The following is a 16,237-nucleotide window of genomic DNA, read 5'->3' as shown; positions in this document are numbered from 1 at the left end:
TGGGGAGGGCAAGATGACCCGTATTGATGACAAATTCGCCGACTTGAAGGCTGCCGGTAAGAAGGCCTTCGTGACCTATATTATGGCGGGCGACACCGACTATGACACTTCGCTTGAAGTCATGCGCGGCCTGCCCGGCGTCGGTGTCGATGTGATCGAACTGGGTCTACCGTTTACCGATCCTGTGGCTGACGGCGCGACGATCCAGTTGGCTGGGCAACGCGCCCTCGATGCGGGCCAAACGCTGAAAAAAACGCTCGCGATGGCAAAGGCGTTTCGCGAAGAAGACAACACGACGCCAATCGTGATCATGGGCTATTATAACCCAATCTATTCCATGGGCGTGGACAAGTTTTTGGTTGCAGCCAAAGACGCAGGCGTTGACGGTCTCATCGTCGTTGATCTGCCGCCCGAAGAAGACAGCGAATTGTGTTTGCCCGCGAAAGACGCAGGTATCAACTTCATCCGCCTTGCGACACCGACAACAGATGCGAAACGCCTGCCAAAGGTGATCGAAAACACATCCGGCTTTATCTACTACGTCTCGATGAACGGCATCACCGGCTCTGCCGCGGCGCAGGCCGACAGCGTGCAGCCAGAAGTCGCACGCATCAAAGAAGCAACCGATTTGCCCGTCGTCATCGGCTTTGGCGTTAAGACACCAGAGGCTTCCAAAACCTTCGCGGGCTTAGGCGACGGCGTCGTTGTTGGCTCTGCCATTGTGGAACGGATCGGGCGCGGCGATGCCCCTGCTGATGTTCTCGCCTTCGTTAAAACGCTTGCCGATGCGGCCCATAGCTAAAGGAACTGACCGATGAATGATCTTTTCAACAGCTTCATGACTGGCCCTGATGAAAATGGCCGTTTCGGCGATTTTGGTGGCCGCTTTGTGTCTGAAACCCTGATGCCGCTGATCCTTGAACTTGAGGAACAGTACGAGCACGCAAAGACCGATGAAACCTTCTGGGCCGAGATGAATGATCTGTGGACCCATTACGTTGGCCGTCCGTCGCCGCTGTATCATGCGGAACGTCTTTCCGAGCATCTTGGCGGTGCTAAAATCTATCTTAAGCGCGACGAGTTGAACCACACAGGCGCGCACAAAATCAACAACGTACTGGGGCAAATCATTCTGGCCCGCCGTATGGGCAAGACACGGATCATCGCCGAAACTGGCGCTGGCCAACACGGCGTTGCGACGGCAACTGTCTGTGCGAAATTCGGTTTGAAGTGCGTGGTTTACATGGGTGCGCACGACGTTGAACGTCAGGCCCCAAACGTATTCCGCATGAAGCTGCTGGGCGCTGAAATCGTGCCTGTGACCTCTGGTCGTGGCACCTTGAAGGACGCGATGAACGACGCGTTGCGCGATTGGGTGACCAACGTGGACGACACGTTCTACTGCATCGGCACGGTCGCGGGGCCGCACCCCTACCCCGCCATGGTCCGCGATTTTCAGGCGATCATCGGCAAGGAAGCCAAGGAACAAATGCAGGCTGCGGAAGGCCGCCTGCCCGACACAATTATCGCCGCGATTGGTGGCGGATCAAACGCGATGGGGCTGTTCTTTCCGTTCTTGGACGACAAGGACGTGAACATCATCGGCGTAGAGGCTGGCGGTAAAGGTGTAAACGCCAAGATGGAACACTGCGCGTCCCTCACGGGTGGCCGCCCTGGCGTCTTGCACGGAAACCGGACGTATTTGCTGCAAGACGACGACGGGCAAATCCTTGAAGGATTCTCGATCTCTGCCGGTCTGGATTATCCGGGCATCGGGCCAGAACACGCTTGGCTGCACGAAATTGGTCGCGCGCAATACGTGTCGATCACGGATGTTGAGGCGCTTGAGGCGTTCCAACTATGCTGTGACATGGAAGGCATCATTCCCGCGCTCGAGCCGTCCCACGCGTTGGCGCACGTGATCAAGATCGCGCCGACGTTGCCGAAGGACCACTTGATCATCATGAACATGTGTGGGCGTGGCGATAAGGACATCTTTACGGTGGCCAAGGCGCTTGGGTTTGAGATGGGTGAGTTTGCTTAAGACACGCTATTCAATGTGATGAATATATGGGTCTTGCAGGTAGCGAGGCCCATTACATTTTATCATCAATGTACGCTTCGATCCGGAACCTACGCCATCGGACGGAAGCTAACGGTCAAGCGACCCATATATATCAAGGTCAAGACGTGCCCCGCGATCACCCAATAAGCGTAACGTGGTTGCGTTGAAATCCAGTCCGTCGTTACCTGTTTGCATAAATACCCCACAAAAGACATCGATCTTATATTTGGCCGCCAAGTCACTCCAAACGTCCAAGTCGGAAGTCAGTTGGGCGAACAGATAAGTAATTTGAGCGTCGAGGTTGTCTCCACCGCTCTCGGCAACGACGAATCGCCATCCGCCTGTTCGCGCGAACCCTTGATATCTTGATTTTTTGCCTCGAAGATCTTCGCCTTTACGTTCGCTACTCGTAGGTGTTGCTCCAAGGAGTTTGGAAATCTCATCGGGTACAAGGTCATCGCCCCCAATTCTAAGTGCAGCCTTAGTGGAAGCAGGTCGTGGCACAATTTATCCTCAATTTGGTGGCTATTTTGGTCGTGTGAAACAACTAAGTCGCCGAAGGCTAGCTCTTTAGTATTCTAGTTGATGAGCGCAATCAAATAAGACTAACTGGTGCTTTGTCAGTGTCATTGACCTTCGGTCCTCCAACAAAAAAGGCCCCGCGTCACTGCGAGGCCTTTCTCAATTCAAATAACCGCAGATCTTAGTTGCTCGCCGTCAGGCCGATGTGGCCCCCGATGGCAACCATGTCTGAGATCAGCTTGGCCGCGTCATCGACTGGGCCCGGCTCGTTTTTGAAGGTCTCTTGCGCAGTTGCGTAGGCTTCTTTCGCCTCTGCCACCATGCCGTCGAACATCTCTTGTGTGACTTCCGCTTTTGGCAAAGCACGCTCTGCCAAAACCGACACGCCTGTTGGCGTGATCTCTGCGAAGCCACCAACCACAATGTAGTCGTCAACGCCACCGCTGTGCGTCACGGACAGCACGCCGGGGCGCAGTGTCGTGATGGTCGGTGCGTGGTCAGCCATCGCCGTCATGTCGCCATCAGCACCCGGGATTTGCACCGCGGATGCTTCGATGGACGCCAAACGACGCTCAGGCGAGACAAGATCGAATTGTAGGTTTGCCATTATCTAGGCCTCCTTTTGCTTCGACTTAAGCCGCGTCTGCGGCCATTTTCTCGGCTTTGGCTTTCACTTCGTCGATGCCACCAACCATGTAGAACGCGCCTTCTGGCAGGTGATCGTATTCACCGGCCACAACCGCTTTGAACGACGCGATTGTGTCTTCCAAAGGCACCTGAACACCGTCAGAACCTGTAAACACTTTCGCAACGTCGAATGGCTGGGACAAGAAGCGTTCGATCTTACGCGCACGGGACACAGTCAATTTGTCGTCTTCTGACAATTCGTCCATGCCGAGAATGGCGATGATATCCTGCAAAGACTTGTAACGCTGCAGCATTTGCTGAACGTCAGCTGCCACTGCGTAGTGCTCTTCACCAACGATCTGCGGATCAAGCAGACGGGATGTTGAATCGAGCGGGTCAACCGCAGGGTAGATGCCTTTTTCGGAAATCGCACGGTTCAGAACCGTTGTCGCATCCAAGTGAGCAAATGATGTCGCAGGCGCAGGGTCGGTCAAGTCATCCGCAGGTACGTAGATGGCCTGAACAGACGTAATAGAACCGTTCTTAGTGGATGTAATCCGTTCCTGCATCGCACCCATGTCGGTTGCGAGTGTAGGCTGGTAGCCCACCGCAGAAGGAATACGACCCAAAAGCGCGGACACCTCGGAACCAGCCTGTGTAAACCGGAAGATGTTGTCCACGAAGAACAGAACGTCTGTACCAGATTGGTCGCGGAACGCTTCAGCCATTGTCAGACCTGACAAAGCAACACGCATACGCGCACCTGGAGGCTCGTTCATCTGACCGTACACCAGTGCCACTTTGGACTTGGTGAGGTCTTCCATGTTGATAACTTCGGATTCGATGAATTCGTAGTAAAGGTCGTTGCCTTCACGTGTACGCTCACCCACACCAGCGAACACGGAGTAGCCAGAGTGCACTTTCGCGATGTTGTTGATCAATTCCTGAATAAGAACTGTTTTACCAACACCCGCACCACCGAACAGACCAATTTTACCACCCTTCGCGTAAGGCGCGAGAAGGTCGATCACTTTGATGCCTGTTACCAGAACTTCGGACGCAGTGGACTGCTGTTCGAATTCCGGTGCGTCAGCGTGAATAGAGCGACGCTCTTTTTCACCGATGTCGCCACGTTCGTCGATTGGTTCACCGATCACGTTCATGATGCGGCCCAAAGTGGCTTCACCAACTGGCACAGTGATTGGGCCGTCAGTATCTGTCACTTCTTGACCACGAACGAGGCCTTCGGTGGAGTCCATCGCAATTGTACGGACTGTGTTTTCGCCAAGGTGCTGCGCTACTTCGAGCGTCAGTGACTTGCCGTTGTTGTCTGTCGTAACCGCGTTCAAGATCTCCGGCAGGTGATCGTCGAATTTAACGTCTACAACGGCGCCAATCACCTGTGTGATTTTGCCTTTTGCGTTTGCCATTATGTTTCTCCGGTTCTCTTAAAGCGCTTCCGCGCCCGAAATGATTTCAATCAGCTCGTTGGTGATCACAGCCTGACGCGAGCGGTTGAACTCGATTGTCAGTGCGTCGATCATTTCACCAGCGTTGCGGGTCGCGTTATCCATTGCTGACATCCGAGCACCCTGCTCGGACGCACCATTTTCCAACAGCGCCGCGAAGATTTGTGTAGCCACACCACGTGGAAGCAAGTCAGCCAAGATGGCATCCTCGGACGGTTCGTAGTCGTACAAGGTCGCGTCACCGCTCTCGTCTGCTTCGAACTGTGCGGGAATAACCTGCAAAGCCGTTGGGTGCTGCGTCACAACGTTTTCGAAGCGTGCGAAGAAAATCGTCGCTACATCGAATTCGCCGCCGTCGAAACGGGACAGCACGTCTTTGGCAATGCTTTGCGCGTCGCCGTAACCCACACGTTTCACTTCTGTCAGGTCAACGTGACCCACAAAGTGATCGCCCAGATCGCGTTTGATCGCATCGCGGCCTTTTTTACCAACGGTCAAGATTTTGACTGTTTTGCCTTCAGCAAGCAATTTGGATGCATGCGTACGGGCCAATTTAGCGATGTTGCCGTTAAAGCCGCCACACAGACCACGTTCCGCTGTCATAACAACAAGCAAATGAACTTGATCTGAACCGGTGCCAGACAACAGCTTTGGCGCGGACGGGGAACCCGCTGCGCCAGACGCCAGCCCTGCCATCACAGCGTTGAAACGCTCTGTGTAGGGGCGCGACGCCTCAGCTGCGTCTTGGGCGCGGCGCAATTTTGCTGCCGCGACCAATTGCATCGCTTTGGTGATCTTGCGGGTCGATTTGACCGACGCGATCCTGTTTTTAAGGTCCTTGAGATTAGGCAAACCTAGTTCTCCTTATCCTAAGACGATTAAGCGAAGTCTTTTGCGAATGCATCCAAAGCAGCTTTCACTTTGTCAGCCAGTTCACCCTTAACCTTACGGTCATTCTCGGTGATGTCAGCCAAAAGATCAGCATTGTTTGCGCGCAGGTGCTTGAGCATTTCTGCCTCAAAACGACCCACTTCTTTGACGTCGACGTTATCGAGGTAGCCGTTTGTACCCGCATAGATGACACAGACGATTTCTGCGTTTGTCAGTGGGGAATACTGTGGCTGCTTCATGATCTCAGTCAAACGCGCACCACGTGCCAGCAACTGCTGAGTGGCTGCATCCAGATCGGAACCGAACTGCGCAAACGCAGCCATTTCACGATACTGAGCCAAAGAAAGCTTAACCGGACCAGCAACAGACGCCATCGCCTTTGTTTGGGCAGAAGACCCAACACGGGAAACGGACAGACCTGTGTTCACAGCTGGACGGATACCTTGGTAGAACAATTCTGTTTCCAAGAAGATCTGACCGTCGGTGATGGAAATCACGTTAGTCGGAATAAACGCAGAAACGTCGCCACCTTGTGTTTCAATGATCGGCAGCGCCGTCAAAGAACCGGATCCGTTGTCTTCGTTCAGTTTACATGAACGCTCAAGCAGACGGGAGTGCAGGTAGAAAACGTCACCTGGGTAAGCTTCACGACCTGGTGGGCGACGCAGAAGCAAGGACATTTGACGGTAAGACACAGCTTGCTTGGAAAGGTCATCATAGATGATCAGCGCGTGACGGCCTGCATCGCGGAAATGCTCTGCCATGGCTGTCGCAGCGTATGGTGCAAGGAACTGCATCGGTGCAGGGTCAGACGCTGTCGCCGCAACAACGATTGAATACTCAATCGCGCCGGACTCTTCGAGCTTCTTCACCAACTGCGCAACGGTGGACCGTTTTTGGCCGATCGCTACGTAGATACAGTACAGCTTGCCAGAGTCGTCGGCTGCTGCGTCGTTGTATGATTTTTGGTTCAGGATCGTGTCGAGCGCGATCGCTGTTTTACCTGTCTGACGGTCACCAATGATCAATTCGCGCTGGCCACGGCCAACTGGGATCATGGAGTCAACGGACTTCAGGCCAGTCGCCATTGGTTCGTGAACAGATTTACGTGGGATAATGCCCGGCGCCTTAGAGTCAGCAATCGCACGCTTTGTTGTCGCGATTGGACCTTTGCCGTCCAGCGGGTTGCCAAGGCCGTCAACAACGCGACCAAGCAGTTCGTCACCAACAGGAACATCCACAATCGCGTTTGTACGCTTAACTGTGTCGCCTTCCTTAATGTCGCGGTCAGAACCGAAGATAACAACACCAACGTTGTCAGCTTCAAGGTTCAAGGCCATTCCGCGGATACCACCGGGGAATTCGACCATTTCACCAGCCTGCACATTGTCGAGGCCGTAGATACGCGCAATACCGTCACCAACTGACAGTACGCGGCCCACTTCGGCCACTTCGGCTTCCTGACCGAAGTTTTTGATCTGGTCCTTAAGGATCGCAGAAATTTCAGACGCTTGGATCGCCATATTATCCGACCTCTTTCATAGTGTTCTGGAGTGCGCTGAGCTTCGATTTGATCGATGTGTCGATCATTTTCGAGCCCACTTTAACAATAAGACCGCCGATGATTGATTCATCCACGGTCTCTTGAATGGTGACGGCTTTGCCGACTTGTGCTTTCAAAGTCTTCGAAAGCTTGTCCATCTGGGCCTTTGTCAAAGCTTTGGCTGTTGTGACTTCAGCAGTCACTTCGCCACGCTCTTCGGCCAAACGGTCGCGCAAGACAGTCGTCAACTGTGGCAACACAAATAGACGCCGCTTGGACGCCAGAAGTGAAAGCACGTTGCTTGTTGTCTTGGACAATTTCATTTTCGTAGCAATCGCTGCGATTGCCGTCTCTTGCTCTTCCCGGCTGTAAAGCGGGGATGTCAGCAATGTACGGAAATCTGCGCTGTCGGCTAATGCGCCGTCCAGTGCTGCCACGTCGGTTTCCAGCGCCTTGAGCGCCTTACCCTCTTTTGCGAGGTCAAACACTGCCGTCGCATAACGCGCGGCGATGCCTGTGGAGATACCAGCTGTTTCGGACACGTCCACCCTTCCGATGTCTGTCGCCTACACTATCAACCGCTTCTTCACGGCCGCCAGATAGGCATCTTGTTGGGCCCCCAATAACCGGCGGCTTCAAAATCTCGTGCGATGTAGCAGAGGTCATATGTTGTCGCAAGCACGCGTCGCGACAAAATCGTAATCTCGCGTCGCTCCTATATTCTTTGGGCACAGTTTACCCATATTCTACGCAACTTGGGCAAATTGACGCAGCGAAAGGCTGCTCGCCCCCGAAAACCCTTCGCAAACGGCACATTCATGCTTTTAAGCGACTCGGCCCGTCCAGTCACGCCCCGCATGCAAGTCTATGGAATCGCCTCGGTGCATCAAACGAACGCAAAGCTGGCCGATTCGTCCCACACGCCCTTAACCGCCCAATGATCCGGCACATGGCCTAAACCACCCGCAAAATATCCGCAGATGTACTCTGCTCAGGCAAATCAAACCATTAGACCAATTTACGCCATATCATCGTTCCGATAACGGCGCATTTCTTGCCAACATTCGTTGATTTTACAACGTAAAGTAGGTGATAGTAGCGGCGTTACTCCCAGAGGGCTTATTTGTATGCGTATTTCGAAAAGAGAATTTGATTCACTTGCGAGCTTTGTCAGGAAGAAGTCTAACGAAGAGGTCGGTCCGGCCATGCGCTATGCCATTTCAGGCATCGACCCTCGGAAATCGAACCGTGATCTCCAATCTCTTGGCGCTGAAAGGCTAACAGAGCTTATCCAGATTTTACCATCAGGACGCGGCACAAGTTTTAGTTCGCCGCTTTTGACAAAGCTGAAAAAGAAGGCGCGACAATCCTTGGCCGGTCTACGTGTGCCGCACCTCGATCCAGAATCATGGCCGCAAATCTACCGGATGCAGATGCGCCTTAATAATAGTCGTGCAGGCCTACGGGATTTCGGCATGGGCCAAATTGGCAAAATGCACCCCAAAGGCAAATCGCTATCCAAACCGCTGCGTGTCACATCAGTGTGGGACACATCAGAAGCCGGCGATCTTGTGATTATGGGGCCGTGGGCTGACATCGCCAAAATGCTGTCCACCAGTAGCGGGACTTTCCGCGCCAAATTTGACGACATGTACGACGGCGATGTGAATGTCGAATTTGACCGCAAGTATGGCCCGCCCAAAGGTGAATCTCCTGACTGGTTCGAAAAAATAAGTGCGATGCCGCTTTACGTCACGATGGCTGAAGGCGCGCAATACACAAAGACAGAATCCGAAGGACACGTTGTCCTCAACGCACCTGGCGAAATTGTCGATCTGGTGGGTAGCAAAGTGACGGCCATCGCCGGCGCCGTGGCACCGGAAAGCCTTGGTGACAAAACATTGGACATCATCAATGAAATCAAAGGCGTCATGGAAGATCACGTTATTCCAGCGGTCCAATCGGGAATGGAACAGCATGCCATGGTGAAAGAAGAAAAGCTGAACAAAACGCTTTGTACCGTCACTGTCGGTATTGGGCCAGCGGGCAAGAATTACGCTGTTGGCAAACAATCCATGACGGCCGCTGAAATTCTTCAGCTCGCGCGTAAACTACGGTAAATCCCGACCGCTTACCGCTCCGGGTGCTGGCTTTGCGATCCCTTCCAGCGCCTTGAGCGGCCTGCGCACCGCCTCTGTCAGTCCCGGACGTGTCGGGGCTGCCATTTGCTTTGACACCTCTACGATCAGAACGCCGCCTGTTGCGATGGGCATGTGGTGACCTATCTTTTCCAACGGACCTGCAAATTTGCGCCAGACCCGTTTTCCGGACGGCGGTTGGTACAAAGCGGACTGTGATCGTTCCGTGACGAAACGATGCTTACGCAATTGCGACTCGAGCTGCCCCATCGAATAGGGACGCCCGTAGCCAAACGGCGTGTTGTCGGATCGCGACCAAATTCCTGCCCTGTTCGGCACCACAAAGACGGCTTTTCCGCCGGGGCCAAGCACGCGCCAGCATTCGTCTAGCAATGCAGTGGGATTTTCTGATGTCTCTAGCCCGTGCATCAATACCAGCTTGTCGACGACACCTGTTTCAATCGGCCAAAGGGTGTCGTGACATAGGACAGACACATTTGGTTGCCCTGCAGGCCATGGCATCACACCTTGCGGACCAGGCATCAAGCCAATCACCCGTCGTGCATCTGCCAGAAATGGCCGCAGTAACGGGACCGCAAAACCAAATCCGGCAACGGTTTGGCCTTTTACATTCGGCCACCAATTGACCAATTCATCTCGGATCACCTTCTGGGCCCCCCGACCAAGCGCGCTGCGGTAGTAGAAATTTCGCAGATCAAGAACGTCGAGATGCATTGCAGGGGCCAGTGGTTTGGGTCAGTCTGACTATACAATAGCCACGAAAGCACAATTGACCATGCCCGTTGAAGTCATCACCGTCCCCTGCCTCTCTGATAATTACGCCTTTATCATTGGCAACCCCGACACTGGTGAGGCCGCGGTCGTCGATGTGCCAGAGGCTGGACCGATCAACGCGGTAATTTCCCAGAAAGGATGGACGGTCAGAACAGTGTTTCTTACCCACCACCACGATGACCACGTCATGGGGTTACCGGACCTCGAAATTGCAGCTGACGCACAGGTCATCGGGGCCGCGGCAGATCAACACCGCCTTCCCCCGCTCACCAAAGCGGTTAGCGAAGGTGACGTCGTTTTGTTGTGTGGGCTAGAGACACTGATCATTGATGTTTCAGGCCATACCGTCGGCCATATCGCAGCCTATACGCCGTCGATCGGCCATGCCTTTACTGCCGACAGCCTCATGGCGCTTGGATGCGGTCGCCTTTTCGAAGGATCAGCAGACCAGATGTGGCAAAGCATGCTGAAGCTACGCGATCTGCCCGACGAAACAATTATCTGTTCGGGTCACGAGTATACGGCGGCCAATGCAAAATTCGCGGCAACTATTGATCCTGACAACGCGCACCTTATCTCTCGTATACGGGCGATCGAAGCTGCCCGCGCCGCAAACCAGCCTACGGTTCCGTCCGAACTGGGGCTTGAAAAACGAACAAACCCCTTCCTGCGCGCTGATGACCCAGCGCTCAAAGCAACCTTAGGGATGCAATCCGCATCCGACAGCGCCGTCTTCGCCGAGATTCGCTCGCGCAAAGACTCGTTCTGACTGGAAACTGGGCAATTGCCCCCGAATTCTTAACGATCACGCAACTTTAAACCAAAAAGTGAGCGTGTTTTGAAAAAAATGCCTTGAAGGTTCGGCTTCGACACCAGACCTTAAGGATAAGAGGCCACGGTTGACCCATCTGTCGGATCAGCCCCCGATCAAAAGGAGCACCCAACGTGCCATCTTTTTCGAACACACTAGAGCAGTCCATTCACGGTGCCTTGGCGCTTGCCAACGCGCGCAAACATGAACTGGCGACGCTTGAACATCTTTTGCTGGCCTTGATTGATGAACCTGACGCGGCCCGTGTGATGCAGGCCTGTGCGGTCAATCTGGACGAGCTGAAGAAAGACCTAGAAGATTTCATAGACGACGATCTGTCCAATCTGATCACAGATGTTGACGGTTCCGAAGCTGTGCCAACGGCGGCTTTCCAGCGCGTAATCCAACGCGCCGCGATCCATGTACAGTCGTCTGGTCGTACCGAGGTCACCGGCGCCAATGTTCTCGTCGCCATTTTTGCGGAACGCGAAAGCAATGCGGCATACTTCCTGCAAGAACAGGACATGACACGTTACGACGCAGTGAACTTTATCGCGCATGGCGTGGCGAAGGACCCTGCATTTGGCGAAAGCCGTCCTGTCACAGGATCGCCAGACGCCGAAACCGTTGATGGCGGTGAAGCCGAAGAAGAAAAATCCGCACTGGCCAAATACTGCGTCGATTTGAATGCGAAGGCTGCCAAGGGTGATGTCGACCCTCTGATTGGTCGGTCTCATGAAGTCGAACGCTGCATTCAGGTTCTTTGCCGGCGCCGCAAGAACAACCCGCTTTTGGTGGGTGATCCGGGCGTTGGTAAAACAGCAATCGCTGAAGGTCTTGCGTTCAAGATCGTGAACAAGGACACACCCGAAGTCCTGTCAAACGCGACAATCTATTCGCTTGATATGGGCGCGCTTCTCGCAGGTACACGGTATCGCGGTGATTTCGAAGAACGCCTGAAAGCCGTGATGACGGAAATGGAAGACCACCCTGATGCGGTGCTTTTCATTGATGAAATCCACACAGTCATCGGCGCTGGTGCAACATCTGGCGGTGCTATGGACGCGTCCAACCTGCTGAAACCTGCGTTGCAGGGCGGTAAACTGCGGTGCATGGGTTCTACGACTTACAAAGAATTCCGCCAGCATTTTGAAAAGGATCGTGCTTTGGCGCGTCGTTTCCAAAAGATCGACGTGAATGAGCCATCGGTCGAAGATGCTGTGAAAATCCTGCGCGGGTTGAAGCCACATTTCGAAGAACACCATTCGATAAAATACACCGCTGATGCGATCCGTACTGCTGTTGAATTGGCTGCGCGTTATATCAACGACCGTAAATTGCCGGACAAGGCAATTGACGTGATTGATGAAGCGGGTGCAGCACAGCATCTCGTCGCTGAGTCCAAACGTCGTAAGACAATTGGCGTGAAGGAAATCGAAGCCGTTGTGGCCAAGATCGCCCGCATCCCGCCGAAGAACGTCACAAAGGACGACGCAGAGGTTCTGAAAGATCTCGAAAAGTCGCTTAAACGTGTCGTGTTTGGTCAGGACGAAGCGATCACTGCGCTGTCTTCTGCGATCAAACTGGCGCGTGCCGGTCTGCGCGAACCTGAAAAACCAATTGGTAACTATCTGTTCGCAGGGCCAACGGGTGTGGGTAAAACCGAGGTCGCAAAACAGCTCGCTGATACACTTGGCGTTGAACTGCTGCGTTTTGACATGTCCGAATACATGGAAAAACACGCTGTTTCGCGTCTGATTGGTGCGCCTCCGGGCTATGTTGGTTTTGACCAAGGTGGGATGCTGACAGACGGTGTCGATCAGAACCCGCATTGCGTGCTCCTGCTTGATGAAATGGAAAAAGCACACCCTGACGTCTACAACATTCTGTTGCAGGTCATGGACCACGGGAAATTGACCGACCACAACGGCCGGACAACCGATTTCCGCAACGTGATCCTGATTATGACGTCAAACGCAGGTGCCGCTGAGCTGAGCAAGAATGCGATGGGCTTTGGTCGTGAAAGTCGCGAAGGTGAAGACACCATCGCAATCGAAAAGCACTTCACGCCTGAATTCCGCAACCGTCTGGATGCGATCATCAGCTTCGGCGCACTGCCGAAACCTGTGATCCTACGCGTTGTTGAAAAGTTCGTGCTGCAACTCGAAGCACAGTTGATCGACCGGAACGTGCACATTGAGCTGACCAATGCAGCGGCCGATTGGCTTGCTGACAAAGGGTATGATGCAAAAATGGGGGCTCGCCCGCTTTCACGTGTCATCCAAGAGCACATCAAGAAACCGCTGGCCGAAGAACTGCTCTTTGGCAAGCTGACAAAAGGTGGTCTGGTCAAAGTTGGCGTCAAAGCCGGCAAACTTGATCTCAAGTATATCGAACCCGAACAGGGCAAGATTGCGGGATCAGGTGACAAACCACCATTGCTGACCGCCGACTAAAGTGCGGCCAATTATGGCAATACCGTTTGTATCCCTCGTCGCAACATCTGCGGCGGGGGATATTCCTTTGGCGCTTCCGATTGATTGCACGCTTGGCGAAACCTGTCATATCCAACAAACGGTCGACCATGATCCAACGGCTGGTGCATCCGATTTCGCCTGCGGACTACTGACTTATGACGGGCACAAGGGGACGGATTTCGCCTTGCCTTCACTCGCGGCCCAAACTGAGGGCGTGAATGTCGTAGCAACGGCTCCCGGGACCGTGCGCGGTGTGCGTGATGGCATGGCGGATATATTGCAGACGGCCGAAAACGCGCCCGACGTAACCGGTAAAGAATGCGGAAACGGTGTCGTGGTCAGCCACGGTGATGGCTGGGAAACACAATACTGCCACCTCGCCAATGGGTCGGTCGCGGTGGGGACTGGCGACAGGGTCGCGATCGGAACCATCTTGGGTCAGGTCGGTCTTTCCGGCCAAACGCAGTTCCCACATCTCCACTTGTCCGTTCGTCACAATGGCAACGTCATTGATCCATTCGACCCCGATGGCGCGATCACCTGCGGCGAACCGTCTGAAACAAAATTGTGGTCAGACGCAATTGATGCGCCAGCAGGCGGATTGATCACTACAGGTTTTGCAGCCGGGGTCCCCGAATATAGCGCCGTTAAGGCCGGCACAGCACATGAGACGACATTGTCGTCTTCTGACGATTTGGTCGTGTGGGGCTACGTTTTTGGCGGTCGGGTCGGGGACGAAATCATCCTAAAGATCGACGGCCCCACCGATCAAATCATCGACCAAACTGTTGTTCTCGAACGAAATCAAGCGCAGCTTTTCCGCGCGACAGGGCGCCGTGCACCTCAGTCTGGGTGGCCCGTCGGCGACTATCTTGGCGACATCAAAATGGTGCGCGATGGAATGGTCATCGACTCCGCGACGACGACCGTAGAGATCCGTTAGCGTTCGGTCAGCTTTAACTCAATTCGACGATTTTGCGCCCGCGCCTCTGGCGTATTGTCAGTGTTAATGGGTTGGAATTGACCAAAACCGTTCGCGGCCAGACGGTTCGGCGGAATACCAAGAAAATCAGTCATATAGCGGACAACCGAAAGCGCCCTGCCCTGACTGAGTTCCCAATTGTCACGATACCGCCCATTTCCGCCAAGCGGAATATTATCCGTGTGCCCGTCGACGCGGATCACCCAGTCGATGCCATCTGGAATATCGTCAGCGATATCGCGCAAAATGCTGGCGATATTTGCGATTTCAGCACGCCCCAGATCCGACAATTCGGCGCGTCCAGGCTGGAAAAGCACCTCGGACGAAAAGACGAAACGGTCGCCTTCAATGCGAACGCGGTCTTGGCCCTCAAGCACTTCGCGCAGTTGGCCAAAGAAATCGGATCTAAACCGTTCCAGGTCTTGCGCCTCGGCGGACAAACGTGCGGCTTCCAAGGCAAGACGGTCTGCTTCAGCTTCTTCCAAGGCCCGTGCGCGTCGTTCTTCTGCCGCCACACGCGCAAGCGCGGTGTTTAACTGTGTGCCAAGCGCTTCGATCTGAACATTTGCAGCTACGTCTTCTTCTTCAGCGAGGTTCAGTAAGCTTTGCAGCGTGCCAACCTGCTGGCGCAACTGCGTAATCTGCGCATTCAGCAACGCAACTTGGCGTTGGCTTTCTGCTGACAAGGCCTGTTCATTCGACAAAGCATCGTTTGCAGCGGCCAACAACGCCGCTTGCCGTGCGCTTTCTTCCGATTGCGACAGCGCGGCAGTCGTCTGGCTTTCTGCCTCTTCACGAGCAGCCTGTGCAGCGGCCAAGGCCGTTGCCAATTGCGCGGCAAGGTCGGATTCGGTTGCTTCAGATTGGGTCTGCGATTGCGCCAGCACGTCAATCTGCGCCTGCAATGTTTGGTTTTCCGTTATAGCGCGGGCCAACTGGTCCTGCAGCGTTTCCACTGCCAAGTTTCCGGTCACTTGTGCTTCTGCGGTATCCGCAAGCTGCGCTTCCACCGCTTGTTTGGCCAATAATAGCGCCGCTAATTCCGTATCGAGGTCAGCACGAGCTGCGTCTGCGGCAGCGAGCAACGTCAGCGTATCTTCCGCCTCACGCCGCTTTTCTTCCAATGCCAGCGTCATGGCGGTAAGTTCTGTATCGGCATTCGCCAATCTTTCACGCAACGCTTCGGCGGCGGCGGCTTCCGCCAATTGTTGCGCTTCCAACGCGGTCAGTTGCTGTGTTTGTTCAGCATTGTCGGCCTCCAATGACGCGATCCGACCTGCTTCAATTTCTGCAGTTGTTTCCAGATCATCCACGAGCGACTGCAATGCGTCGGCCTGTGCCGCAGCAAGCCGCGCCTGTTCCACCTGCACATCAATCTCAGATCGGGCCTGTGCCAACGCAAGGTTTAACGCATCAGCCTGCGTCGCTAATCTGTCTTGTTCTGCCTGCAGTCCTTCGATTTCTGCGATGGCGCCATCGCGTTCATCGGTCAGGTCTGCAATTGTTGCATTTGCCGTGTCCCGATCGGCCAGTAGGCCCGCAACCTGCGCCTCGAACGACGTGATTTGTCCTTCGGCAACCGTCAACGCTTCTGCCTGCGCATCACGTTCTGACAACAGTGAAATGATCTGACTGGCTTGGTCTTCAATCGCGGCATTCGCCACGTCCAAATCGGACGACAAACCAGCACTTCTTGTTTCTTCTAACCCGAGGGCGGAAGAAAGCGCTTCCACTTCATTGGTCAGGTCGTTCAATTGGTTTTCTTGTCCGGTGATCGTTTCGCGCAATACGAATTGGATCACCATAAAGATCGTCAAGACGAACATCAGAACCAGCAACAGGCCGGTCATCGCATCCACGAAACCGGGCCAGATCGCGTTCTGGAAACGTCCAGTAGATCGCCGCGACAACGCCATG

The 16,237-nt window shown here is 54.2% G+C and carries 14 protein-coding genes; 6 read left to right on the top strand and 8 right to left on the bottom strand.

The window, feature by feature from the left end; genetic code table 11:
- The first annotated feature begins 13 nt into the window (after positions 1-13).
- Both trpA and trpB read left to right on the top strand, forming a co-directional pair.
- Complete coding sequence (gene trpA / locus AC0L7R_RS05785; RefSeq protein WP_473659496.1) at positions 14-802, top strand: tryptophan synthase subunit alpha; 789 nt, start codon at positions 14-16, stop codon at positions 800-802.
- A gap of 12 nt (positions 803-814) precedes the next feature.
- On the top strand, positions 815-2,044 hold the full coding sequence (trpB, locus tag AC0L7R_RS05780) for a tryptophan synthase subunit beta (RefSeq protein WP_473659494.1): 1,230 nt from the start codon (positions 815-817) through the stop codon (positions 2,042-2,044).
- Between the two features lie 108 nt (positions 2,045-2,152).
- Here the strand turns inward: trpB and AC0L7R_RS05775 are convergent, their stop codons facing one another.
- The 6 genes from AC0L7R_RS05775 to AC0L7R_RS05750 form a co-directional block, all read right to left on the bottom strand.
- Positions 2,153-2,569, bottom strand: a complete 417-nt coding sequence (locus tag AC0L7R_RS05775) for a DUF4279 domain-containing protein (RefSeq protein ID WP_473659492.1) — start codon at positions 2,567-2,569, stop codon at positions 2,153-2,155.
- Between the two features lie 199 nt (positions 2,570-2,768).
- Positions 2,769-3,194, bottom strand: coding sequence for a F0F1 ATP synthase subunit epsilon (locus tag AC0L7R_RS05770; RefSeq protein WP_348109503.1), 426 nt, complete (start codon positions 3,192-3,194; stop codon positions 2,769-2,771).
- Positions 3,195-3,219: 25 nt separating this feature from the next.
- Positions 3,220-4,644 carry a F0F1 ATP synthase subunit beta gene (gene atpD, locus AC0L7R_RS05765; protein ID WP_348109504.1) on the bottom strand — a complete coding sequence of 475 codons (1,425 nt, stop codon included), beginning with the start codon at positions 4,642-4,644 and terminating at the stop codon, positions 3,220-3,222.
- An 18-nt stretch (positions 4,645-4,662) separates the two neighbouring features.
- On the bottom strand, positions 4,663-5,535 hold the full coding sequence (locus tag AC0L7R_RS05760) for a F0F1 ATP synthase subunit gamma (protein ID WP_348109505.1): 873 nt from the start codon (positions 5,533-5,535) through the stop codon (positions 4,663-4,665).
- 26 nt (positions 5,536-5,561) lie between these two features.
- Positions 5,562-7,097, bottom strand: coding sequence for a F0F1 ATP synthase subunit alpha (gene atpA / locus AC0L7R_RS05755; RefSeq protein WP_348109506.1), 1,536 nt, complete (start codon positions 7,095-7,097; stop codon positions 5,562-5,564).
- Between the two features lies 1 nt (position 7,098).
- Positions 7,099-7,659, bottom strand: a complete 561-nt coding sequence (locus AC0L7R_RS05750; RefSeq protein ID WP_247129081.1) for a F0F1 ATP synthase subunit delta — start codon at positions 7,657-7,659, stop codon at positions 7,099-7,101.
- A 663-nt stretch (positions 7,660-8,322) separates the two neighbouring features.
- On the opposite strand from AC0L7R_RS05750, the gene AC0L7R_RS05745 reads away from it, so the two are divergent.
- Positions 8,323-9,237, top strand: coding sequence for a hypothetical protein (locus AC0L7R_RS05745; RefSeq protein ID WP_473659489.1), 915 nt, complete (start codon positions 8,323-8,325; stop codon positions 9,235-9,237).
- Here AC0L7R_RS05745 and AC0L7R_RS05740 read toward each other — a convergent pair.
- Complete coding sequence (locus tag AC0L7R_RS05740) at positions 9,229-9,990, bottom strand: methyltransferase domain-containing protein (protein WP_473659487.1); 762 nt, start codon at positions 9,988-9,990, stop codon at positions 9,229-9,231. The two genes, AC0L7R_RS05745 and AC0L7R_RS05740, sit on opposite strands and share 9 nt — an antisense overlap.
- A 61-nt stretch (positions 9,991-10,051) precedes the next feature.
- Between AC0L7R_RS05740 and gloB the strand changes: the two genes are divergently transcribed.
- The 3 genes from gloB (at position 10,052) to AC0L7R_RS05725 (ending at position 14,281) form a co-directional block, all read left to right on the top strand.
- Positions 10,052-10,819, top strand: coding sequence for a hydroxyacylglutathione hydrolase (gene gloB / locus AC0L7R_RS05735; RefSeq protein ID WP_473659485.1), 768 nt, complete (start codon positions 10,052-10,054; stop codon positions 10,817-10,819).
- A gap of 176 nt (positions 10,820-10,995) precedes the next feature.
- Positions 10,996-13,317 carry an ATP-dependent Clp protease ATP-binding subunit ClpA gene (gene clpA / locus AC0L7R_RS05730; RefSeq protein WP_348109513.1) on the top strand — a complete coding sequence of 774 codons (2,322 nt, stop codon included), beginning with the start codon at positions 10,996-10,998 and terminating at the stop codon, positions 13,315-13,317.
- A gap of 13 nt (positions 13,318-13,330) precedes the next feature.
- Positions 13,331-14,281 carry a peptidoglycan DD-metalloendopeptidase family protein gene (locus AC0L7R_RS05725; protein ID WP_473659483.1) on the top strand — a complete coding sequence of 317 codons (951 nt, stop codon included), beginning with the start codon at positions 13,331-13,333 and terminating at the stop codon, positions 14,279-14,281.
- On the opposite strand, the gene AC0L7R_RS05720 is transcribed toward AC0L7R_RS05725, so the two are convergent.
- On the bottom strand, positions 14,278-16,236 hold the full coding sequence (locus tag AC0L7R_RS05720; RefSeq protein ID WP_473659481.1) for a peptidoglycan -binding protein: 1,959 nt from the start codon (positions 16,234-16,236) through the stop codon (positions 14,278-14,280). The two genes, AC0L7R_RS05725 and AC0L7R_RS05720, sit on opposite strands and share 4 nt — an antisense overlap.
- Between the last annotated feature and the right edge of the window lies 1 nt (position 16,237).

Source organism: Yoonia sp. D2-7, assembly GCF_055809435.1.
Note: the sequence above shows the minus strand (reverse complement) of the source record. Positions and strands in the feature narration are given on the sequence as shown.

Coding starts and splice junctions, on each gene's coding strand:
- atpA (WP_348109506.1), bottom strand. CDS start 7,097: ATGGCGATCCAAGCGTCTGAAATTTCTGCGATCCTTAAGGACCAGATC.
- trpA (WP_473659496.1), top strand. CDS start 14: ATGACCCGTATTGATGACAAATTCGCCGACTTGAAGGCTGCCGGTAAG.
- AC0L7R_RS05745 (WP_473659489.1), top strand. CDS start 8,323: ATGCGCTATGCCATTTCAGGCATCGACCCTCGGAAATCGAACCGTGAT.
- gloB (WP_473659485.1), top strand. CDS start 10,052: ATGCCCGTTGAAGTCATCACCGTCCCCTGCCTCTCTGATAATTACGCC.
- AC0L7R_RS05725 (WP_473659483.1), top strand. CDS start 13,331: ATGGCAATACCGTTTGTATCCCTCGTCGCAACATCTGCGGCGGGGGAT.
- trpB (WP_473659494.1), top strand. CDS start 815: ATGAATGATCTTTTCAACAGCTTCATGACTGGCCCTGATGAAAATGGC.
- AC0L7R_RS05740 (WP_473659487.1), bottom strand. CDS start 9,990: ATGCATCTCGACGTTCTTGATCTGCGAAATTTCTACTACCGCAGCGCG.
- atpD (WP_348109504.1), bottom strand. CDS start 4,644: ATGGCAAACGCAAAAGGCAAAATCACACAGGTGATTGGCGCCGTTGTA.
- AC0L7R_RS05720 (WP_473659481.1), bottom strand. CDS start 16,236: ATGGCGTTGTCGCGGCGATCTACTGGACGTTTCCAGAACGCGATCTGG.
- AC0L7R_RS05770 (WP_348109503.1), bottom strand. CDS start 3,194: ATGGCAAACCTACAATTCGATCTTGTCTCGCCTGAGCGTCGTTTGGCG.